Source organism: Thermomonas sp. (assembly GCF_047606765.1).
Classification (GTDB): domain Bacteria; phylum Pseudomonadota; class Gammaproteobacteria; order Xanthomonadales; family Xanthomonadaceae; genus Thermomonas.
The window spans coordinates 1-8,325 of the sequence record NZ_JASGED010000021.1 but is presented as its reverse complement, the minus strand read 5'-3'; the positions used below and the strand labels follow the sequence as shown (position 1 = coordinate 8,325).

Annotated in this window: 8 protein-coding genes and 1 pseudogene; 2 read left to right on the top strand and 7 right to left on the bottom strand. The window is 66.9% G+C overall.

Features of this window, described 5'->3' with window-relative positions:
* Positions 1-72: hypothetical protein (locus QM612_RS02205; RefSeq protein WP_415252264.1), on the bottom strand; the 72-nt coding region annotated here is incomplete at its 3' end.
* 26 nt (positions 73-98) lie between these two features.
* Between QM612_RS02205 and pgeF the strand changes: the two are divergent.
* A pseudogene (gene pgeF / locus QM612_RS02200) lies at positions 99-824 on the top strand (peptidoglycan editing factor PgeF); the annotation flags it as partial.
* Between the two features lie 31 nt (positions 825-855).
* Here the strand turns inward: pgeF and QM612_RS02195 are convergent.
* The 3 genes from QM612_RS02195 to QM612_RS02185 form a co-directional block, all read right to left on the bottom strand.
* Positions 856-1,143 carry a GIY-YIG nuclease family protein gene (locus tag QM612_RS02195; protein ID WP_415252263.1) on the bottom strand — a complete coding sequence of 96 codons (288 nt, stop codon included), beginning with the start codon at positions 1,141-1,143 and terminating at the stop codon, positions 856-858.
* 10 nt (positions 1,144-1,153) lie between these two features.
* Entirely contained in the window at positions 1,154-2,461 is a 1,308-nt protein-coding gene (locus tag QM612_RS02190; protein ID WP_415252262.1) for a M20/M25/M40 family metallo-hydrolase, read from the bottom strand.
* 117 nt (positions 2,462-2,578) lie between these two features.
* On the bottom strand, positions 2,579-3,895 hold the full coding sequence (locus QM612_RS02185; protein WP_415252261.1) for an OmpA family protein: 1,317 nt from the start codon (positions 3,893-3,895) through the stop codon (positions 2,579-2,581).
* A 189-nt stretch (positions 3,896-4,084) separates the two neighbouring features.
* Between QM612_RS02185 and clpB the strand changes: the two genes are divergently transcribed.
* Positions 4,085-6,664, top strand: coding sequence for an ATP-dependent chaperone ClpB (clpB, locus tag QM612_RS02180; protein ID WP_415252260.1), 2,580 nt, complete (start codon positions 4,085-4,087; stop codon positions 6,662-6,664).
* Positions 6,665-6,701: 37 nt separating this feature from the next.
* Here the strand turns inward: clpB and QM612_RS02175 are convergent, their stop codons facing one another.
* The 3 genes from QM612_RS02175 to QM612_RS02165 all read right to left on the bottom strand — a co-directional run.
* Positions 6,702-7,031 (bottom strand): type II toxin-antitoxin system PemK/MazF family toxin, encoded by a 330-nt coding sequence (locus QM612_RS02175; RefSeq protein ID WP_415252259.1) that lies wholly within the window; start codon positions 7,029-7,031, stop codon positions 6,702-6,704.
* Entirely contained in the window at positions 7,016-7,249 is a 234-nt protein-coding gene (locus tag QM612_RS02170; protein ID WP_415252258.1) for a CopG family ribbon-helix-helix protein, read from the bottom strand. The genes QM612_RS02175 and QM612_RS02170 overlap by 16 nt, the downstream gene beginning before the upstream one ends.
* A gap of 153 nt (positions 7,250-7,402) precedes the next feature.
* Positions 7,403-8,325, bottom strand: a 923-nt coding sequence (locus tag QM612_RS02165; RefSeq protein ID WP_415252257.1) for an NAD-binding protein, incomplete at its 5' end; no start/stop codon positions are given.

Genomic DNA, 8,325 nt, shown 5'->3' with positions numbered 1-8,325 from the left:
CGCAAGCGCGGCCTGCAACTGGCGGCGGTTCTCGGCCACCGCTTCGGCATCGTCACCATTGCGCGCGCCCAGGTTGAACGCATCGAACGGCGGCCGCGAACCGCCGCCAGTTGCAGGCCGCGCTTGCGTTGCCGTCCGCGCCCTGCTGGTTGAAGCAGGTGCATGGCATTGCAGTGGTGCGCTTTTCCTCTCCTCCCCTTGCGGAACTGCGTGGGGAAGCCGGAACCGCTCCTCCCCCTGCGAAGGCAGGGGGAGGTTGGGAGGGGGTTGCTCTTGCCCGCATGGATGATAAGAGCACCCTACCCCAGCCCTCCCCTGCCTGCGCAGGGGAGGGGGCAGACCTCGAAGCCGACGCCTCGGCCACGTCCACGCCCGGCGTCGTCCTCGCCATCCTCACCGCTGACTGCCTGCCGGTGGTGTTCGCCGCGAAGGACGGTTCTGAAATCGCCGCCGCGCATGCCGGCTGGCGTGGCCTTGCCGACGGCATGCTGGAAGCGACGGTGGCCGCGATGCGCACGCCGCCGGATCAGGTGATGGCATGGCTTGGCCCCGCCGCGGGCCCGCAGGCCTACGAAATCGGCGAAGAGGTGTTCGACGCCTTCGTCGCGCGTGATGCACGCGCGCGCATGGCCTTCCTGCCCACGCGGCCCGGCCACTGGAAGGTGGACATGTACACGCTGGCGCGGCAGCGGCTGCTGGATGCCGGCGTGTTCGACGTGCATGGCGGTGGCCTGTGTACGATCTCCGATCCGGCGCGTTTCTTCTCGCATCGCCGCGACGAACGCAGCGGGCGCATCGCCACGTTGGCCTGGATCGCGCCATGAGCACGTCCACGCCGGTGCGTGGCACGGCGCGTTACGCAGGCGGGCTGGAGCCGGCCTGAGCCGCGCCTGCTTCATCCAGCAACCACGCCAGCTTGCGTGCCTTCGGCTGGCGCTTGAGCGCATGCTCGGCGCGTGACGCGCTGCCGCGATCCGGATAGCTGCGGCTTGCAAGCACGCATTCGGGTGGATGCGCGCGGGTGTATTTCGCGCCCTTGCCGCTGGCGTGCTGGCGGAAGCGGCGCTGCACATCGGTGGCGATGCCGGCGTACAGGCTGCCGTCGTGGCAGCGCAGCAGGTAAAGATGCCAGCGGTCGGTCATCGCGCGGGTTTCATCGCGGCGTGAGTGCCAGCCGGTGCATCAGCAGCGCCGCGCGCTTGGCCTGCTTCGGCAGCGAGTCCAGTTCGATGTATTCGCCTTCGGCGTGGCTGTTGCCACCGGACGCGCCCATGCCAACCAGTCCATCGACATCGGCGGCGACGAAGGAAATGTCGCCGGCCCCGCGCGACAGCGGGTCGAGTTCGCCCATCGCCTCCAGCCCGAGGTCGCGGTTCACCTCGTTGAGTTTCGCCAGCAATGCGCGATTGCCGGCGGTCGGTGCCATCGGCGGGTAGTTCTCCTCGATTTCCAGCGTTGCGTCGGTGCGCGGCAGGTGGCGGGCCACGATGGCGCGCATCTTTTCGCCGACGCGCCGGGTCTGCTCCACGCTCAGGGTGCGGAAGTCGCCGCGCGCCAGCGCGATGCCGGGGACGATGTTGTCCTTGCCGCTGGCATCGAGCCGGGTCTTGTCGGCAGCGAACGCGGCCTGTTCGCCGCCGCCGAGCAGGCCGACGTTGAAGGTGAGGTTGGGTTCCGGCAGTTCCGCATGGAACGCGGCCAGGATGCGCGCCAGCTCGAACGCCGCGCCATCGCCCATCGCTTCGGAGAAGATGCCGGCGCTGTGGCCGGTTTCGCCGCGCACGGTGAGCGTCCAGGTGTTGGACGAGCGCCGCGCAATCGCGCCCATGTCGCGGCCATCGGCATGCGAGAGGTTCTCGAAATCCAGCGCCACGTCGGCGCGCTTGCCGGCGGCAATCAGATCGGCGCGCGCCTGCGCCACCGGCTGGCCCACGTCTTCCTCGTCGCCGGTCAACACCACGGTGATGTCGGCGTCGCGCAACGCACCAGCGGCGTGCAGCGCACGCAGGGCAAGCAGGATCACGGCCACGCCGCCCTTGTCGTCGCCCACGCCGGGGCCGATGGCGTGATTCCCTTCGATACGGAAGCCGGTGAAGGCGTTGTCCGGCTCGAACACCGTGTCCAGATGGCCGATCAGCAGCATCCGCTGGCCCTTGCCATTGCCGCGATGGCTGGCGATCAGGTGGCCGGCGCGGCCGGTATGCGCCATCGGCTTCCATTCCACCGTGAAGCCGAGTGCCTCGAACTCCGGCTTCAGCAGCGCCGCCACTGCTTCCACGCCGGCGTGGTGATGGGTGCCGCTGCTTTGCTCCACCATCCGGCGCAGCAGGGCGACGGCATCGCCGTTGCCGGCATCCACCGCGCTTGTGATGCGTTGCTCGACCGGTGCCAATGCCGGCTGCGCAGCGGCGACGGGCAGGGCGAACAGCAGGACGCAGGCGAGGGCGGCAAGGCGGGGCATGGGCGGATTCCGGATGGCTCGCCGCGACCATAACCCAGCCGGAATGCCGCGCGCGATATCGCCACAACGAAACAGGGCCGGCAATGCCGGCCCCGTTCCTTTTCCTCTTGCGCCTGCTTACTGCTGCACGCTGAACTCGATGCGGCGGTTCTTCGCCTTGCCTTCCTCGGTGGCATTGTCGGCGATGGGCTTGTCCTGCCCGTAGCCCTTGGCAGTGAGGATGCCTTCACCCACGCCCAGTTCGGCCAGCTTGGCCACCACTGCGTCGGCGCGCTGCTGGCTCAGGGCCAGGTTGGCAGCGGCGTCGCCGGTGTTGTCGGTGTGACCGCCAACCTCGATCCGGGTGCCGGACGGTGCCTGCGTGATCGCGTTGGCGGCGTTGGTCAGGGTTTCCAGACTGTCGCGGGTGATGGTGTTGGAACCCGTGTCGAAATAGACGTTCATCAGGTTCAGCGCCTTCACCAGGTCATCCCCGCTGAAGCCGGACTTCAACCCGGCCAGCGCGGCGGCGGCGCGATCCCACAGGCCGCTGATCTCGAAGCCGCCGAACAGCCCGCGCAGCTTCTCGCTGAGGGCGAAACGCTGCTCGTCGGACAGACCGGCGGTGTCGATCTTCAGCTTGTCGCCGTCGAAGCCGAACTTCAGCCCGGCGTCCTTTAGGTCAGGCAGGGCGGCGATCAGCTTGTCCAGCCAGCCGGCGGGCAGCGTGTTCGGATCCACGGTGATGTCACCGGACAGGTTGGGCGCGCCGTAGGTGGCGGTCAGTGCGTCCCACAGCCGGGTCTTGTCGGCTTCGCTGGGCAGCTTGCCCGCGACGGTCACCTTGCCATCGACGTTGGCGAAATCGAAGCTGGCGTTGCCCTGCTCGACTGGCGCGGCCGGTTCGGTGGTGGAGGTAGCCGGTTCTGCGGGCGGGGTGGCGGCTTCATCGTGCTTGCAGCCACGCAGCAGGAACAGCAGCAGCCCGCCCAGCACGATCAGGGCCAGCAGCCACTTCCACCAGCCACCGCCGCTTTCGTCGCGCGCTGCGGCTGCGGCCGGGGCAGCGGTGAACCAGCTTTCGTAGTCCGCCGGGCGCGCGATGGGGATCACGCCGCCACGGGTTACCAGCCCAATGATCTTCGGCAGCAGGGTGGCACCGGCCACGTTCACCAGCGCCGGTGCGATGCCCAGCCGCTGGGCGATCTGGTGGCTGGCGGTTTCGCCGAAGCCGGCGCTGAACTGGTCTGGCTGCAGCACGTTGTCGCCGGGTTGCTTGCCGATCCACGAGGCAAACAGGTCACCCAGACCCGCGTCCTCGAAGCGCTTGCGCAGGCCGGCAAAACCACCATTGTCGTTGTCGAAAACGGCATCCACCAGCAGGCGCACGAAGCGGCTGGCGTTGTCGCCCAGGTTGAAGCGGCTGGCCGCTTCGCGGATCAGGGATTGCAACATGACGGACTCCTCAAGCATGCAAGGAATGGGAACGCCGAGCCCCCTCGGGAGGCGCGGCGCATGATGGTTCCCGGTCATGTTCACTGGCCGTGAAATTGGTGGACGCCAATTGACTTGAATCACGACGCGCGGGCCGCATGTGAAGGACATTGGGCCCCGTGGTGGCCCCTCCAGACAGGTAACTTCCCAATGCGCATGGACAAACTCACTTCGCGCTTCCAGCAGGCCCTTGCGGATGCGCAGTCGCTGGCCGTGGGTCGCGACCATAATTTCATCGAACCCGTCCACCTGCTGCTGGCGCTGCTGGACCAGCAGGGCGGCGGCGCGCGCCCATTGCTGGCGCAGGCTGGCGTCAACGTGCCGGTGCTGCGCGAGCGGCTGGCGGAAAGCCTCGACAAGCTGGCGAAAGTATCGGGGCAGGCCGGCAACGTGCAGGCGGGTAACGACCTGATCCGCCTGCTCAACGTCACCGACAAGCTGGCGCAGCAGCGCGGCGATGCCTACATCGCCAGCGAGTTGTTCCTGCTTGCGGCGAATGATGATGGCGGTGATGCCGGCAAGGCGATGAAGGCCGCAGGCGCGAACAGGCAGAAGCTCGAAGCGGCCATCGACAAGCTGCGCGGAGGCGAGAAGGTGCAGGACGAAAACGCGGAAGACGCGCGGCAGGCGCTTGCGAAATACACCATCGATCTCACTGCGCGTGCAGAGAGCGGTAAGCTGGACCCGGTGGTGGGCCGCGACGAGGAAATCCGCCGCACCGTGCAGGTGCTGCAGCGGCGCACCAAGAACAACCCGGTGCTGATCGGCGAGCCGGGCGTGGGCAAGACCGCCATCGTCGAAGGCCTCGCACAGCGCATCGTCAACGGCGAAGTGCCGGAAGGGCTGCGCGGCAAGCGCCTGCTCAGCCTGGACATGGGCGCGCTGATCGCCGGCGCCAAGTTCCGCGGCGAGTTCGAGGAACGCCTGAAGGCCGTGCTCAATGATCTTGCCAAGAATGAAGGCCAGATCATCCTGTTCATCGACGAGCTGCACACGATGGTCGGCGCGGGCAAGGCCGAGGGCGCGATGGACGCCGGCAACATGCTCAAGCCCGCCCTTGCGAGGGGTGAACTGCACTGCATCGGCGCGACCACGCTGGACGAATACCGCAAGTACATCGAGAAGGACGCCGCGCTGGAACGCCGCTTCCAGAAGGTGTTCGTGGGCGAGCCCTCGGTGGAGGACACCATCGCGATCCTGCGCGGCCTGAAGGAGCGCTATGCCGTACATCACGGCGTGGAAATCACCGACCCGGCCATCGTCGCTGCAGCCACCTTGAGCAATCGCTACATCGCGGACAGGCAGCTGCCGGACAAGGCCATCGACCTGATGGACGAGGCCGCTTCGCGCATCCGCATGGAGATCGACTCCAAGCCGGAGGAAATGGATCGCAAGGAGCGCCGCCTCATTCAATTGAAGATCCAGCGCGAGGCATTGAAGAAGGAGAAGGACGCCGAATCGAAACAGCGCCTTGCCGACCTGGAATCCGAAATCGGCGTGCTGGAACGCGAGTACAGCGATCTTGAGGAAGTGTGGAAGGCCGAGAAGGCCACCCTGCAAGGGGCGACGAAGATCAAGGAACAGATCGAGGCCGCGCGTCTGGAACTGGAAGCTGCCCAGCGCAAGCAGGACTTCGCCGCGATGAGCGAAATCCAGTACGGCCGCATCCCGGAACTGGAGAAGCAGCTTGCCGCCGCGCAGGAAGCGGAGAACAAGGGCTTCACCCTGCTGCAGGACAAGGTGACGGCGGAGGAGATCGCACAGGTGGTGGCGCGCTGGACCGGCATCCCGGTCAGCAAGATGCTGGAAGGCGAGCGCGAGAAGCTGCTGAAGATGGAGGCGCAGCTGCACACCCGCGTGGTCGGGCAGGAAGAAGCCATCAAGGTCGTCTCCGATGCGGTGCGTCGCTCGCGCGCCGGGCTGTCCGATCCCAACCGTCCCAGCGGCTCGTTCCTGTTCCTTGGCCCCACCGGCGTCGGCAAGACCGAACTGTGCAAGGCGCTGGCGGAGTTCCTGTTCGACAGCGCGGACGCGATGGTGCGCATCGACATGAGCGAGTTCATGGAGAAGCACGCGGTGAGCCGGCTGATCGGCGCGCCTCCCGGCTATGTCGGGTACGAGGAAGGCGGCTACCTGACCGAAGCCGTGCGCCGTCGCCCGTACAGCGTGATCCTGCTGGACGAGGTGGAAAAAGCGCATCCGGATGTGTTCAACATCCTGCTGCAGGTGCTGGACGACGGTCGCCTGACCGATGGGCAGGGCCGCACGGTGGATTTCCGCAACACCGTCATCGTGATGACCAGCAACCTTGGCTCGCAGATGATCCAGGAATTGAGCGGCGACACGCCCGAAAGCTACACGCAAATGAAGGCCGCGGTGATGGGCGTGGTGCAGGCGCACTTCCGCCCGGAGTTCATCAACCGGCTGGACGATATCGTGGTGTTCCATCCGCTGGACAAGGTGCAGATCAAGTCGATCGCGCGCATCCAGTTGCGCGGGCTGGAAAAGCGGCTGGCCGAGCGCGGCATCCGCATCGAACTGACCGACAAGGCGTTCGACCTGCTGGGCAATGTCGGCTTCGACCCGGTCTATGGCGCGCGCCCGCTCAAGCGCGCCATCCAGCAGCAGATCGAAAACCCGCTGGCGCAGGAAATCCTGTCCGGTCACTTCGGCAGCGGCGACACCGTGAAGGTGGATGCCGAAGGCGGCAAGCTGGTGTTCGTGAAATAGGGTGGGGTTTACCCCGCCAACGCCAATGCCGGTCGGGTCATTCGTCCAGCGCCAGGGCGAAGGCCAGCGCCTGTGCCGCTTCGCGCATCCGTTGCGAGGACAGGTGGGCAATGCGTTCGCCCATCCTGCTCCTGGCCACGGTTTGCAGATTGTCGAAATTGGCCGCGCAGGTTTCGGGCAGGCCATCTGCTTGCGTCAGCAACACCTCGCTGGCAATGCCGCGCACCGTGGTGGTGATCGGCGCGATGGTCACGCTGTTCAGTACGCGGATGGCCGAATCCCGCGTGAGCACCAGCACGGGCCTGCGCTTGTCCGGTGGCTGGAAAACGTACCAGCACACATCGCCGCGCCTCATGCCGGTTCCCATGCCTGCTCGTTGGCCCACACATCGAACTCGCCCGGCTTGACGGGCTGGCGGCGATACCCCTCCGCGTGCCGGGCTTCCAGCTCCTCGATGGCCTGACGGCGCAGGGCCAGCACCACCGCCTCGCGGATGAAGGCCGAGCGCGAGGTTTTCTTCGCGCGGATGGCCTTGTCCACGGACTTGAGCAGGGGCTCGTCGATGGTCATCTGGATGGTTTTCATGGCTGTGGAGAGTAATGTGGAGTCTGATCGCTAGGATGCCACACGGAAGCTGCGCCGGGTGAACGGGTGGTGATGTGGCGTCCGGTTGTGCCTTGAACGTGGGCCTTGCGTTGTTGCGGCCGCGTCAGCACGCGGGATCAACCCCATATGCCGTCAGGGTGTGGCCGGCACTGCCGCCGGATCGACCCGCAGGGGCCGGTACGGCGGCGTTGCCATCACCATCTCGGCCAGCGAATAGGCCAGCTCGCGTTCGGCCAGCACGGCGGCGTCGGCACCGTGGCTCAGCAGGTGCTTCACTTCGGTTTCGCTGTGCGCGCGGGCGAGCACGCTGATCGCCGGATTCAGCGCCTTGAGGCGGGCGATGGTTTCGCCGGCTTCCAGCGCCTGCGGGATGGCGAAGATCGCCAAGTTGGCGCGTTCCGGCGCGGCCTCGCGCAGCACCCGTTCCGAGGCGGCGTTGCCGCGCAGGGTGGGGAAGCCGGCGGCGCGTGCCGCTGCGACGCGGTCGGCATCGTCCTCGATCACCACCACCGGCACCTTGCGCGCCTGCAGCAAGGCGGCAAGGTGGCTACCGACGCGGCCATAGCCCACCAGGATGCTGTGCCCGGCGATGTCGTCCGGGATCGGGTGCAGCAGGTCCTGCGTGCCTTGCCGCTGCGCTGCGGCCTGCCTTGCATCGCGGTTCTGCGCGGCTTCCCAGCGGTCGAGCAGGGTGAACAGGATCGGGTTGGCGATGATCGACAGCAGCGCGCCGGCCAGGATCAGGTCGCGCGCGTTGTCGGTCAGGATGCCCATGTCCGCGCCCAGCGAGGCCAGGATGAAGGAGAACTCGCCGATCTGCGACAGGCTCACCGCGATGGTCAGCGCGGTGCGCCTGGGTAGCCGCAGCAGGCTCACGATCAGCAGCGCCACCGAGGCATTGCCGATGATGATGATCGAGAACGTGGCCAGCACCAGCCACGGATGCACCAGCAGGATCGACGGGTTGAACAGCATGCCCACCGAGACGAAGAACAGCACCGCAAACGATTCGCTGCCGCTGCGCGATGCATTCGCGGTGCTGTTCTTCGTCTCGG

Coding starts and splice junctions, on each gene's coding strand:
- QM612_RS02195 (WP_415252263.1), bottom strand. CDS start 1,143: ATGACCGACCGCTGGCATCTTTACCTGCTGCGCTGCCACGACGGCAGC.
- QM612_RS02190 (WP_415252262.1), bottom strand. CDS start 2,461: ATGCCCCGCCTTGCCGCCCTCGCCTGCGTCCTGCTGTTCGCCCTGCCC.
- QM612_RS02185 (WP_415252261.1), bottom strand. CDS start 3,895: ATGTTGCAATCCCTGATCCGCGAAGCGGCCAGCCGCTTCAACCTGGGC.
- clpB (WP_415252260.1), top strand. CDS start 4,085: ATGCGCATGGACAAACTCACTTCGCGCTTCCAGCAGGCCCTTGCGGAT.
- QM612_RS02175 (WP_415252259.1), bottom strand. CDS start 7,031: ATGGGAACCGGCATGAGGCGCGGCGATGTGTGCTGGTACGTTTTCCAG.
- QM612_RS02170 (WP_415252258.1), bottom strand. CDS start 7,249: ATGAAAACCATCCAGATGACCATCGACGAGCCCCTGCTCAAGTCCGTG.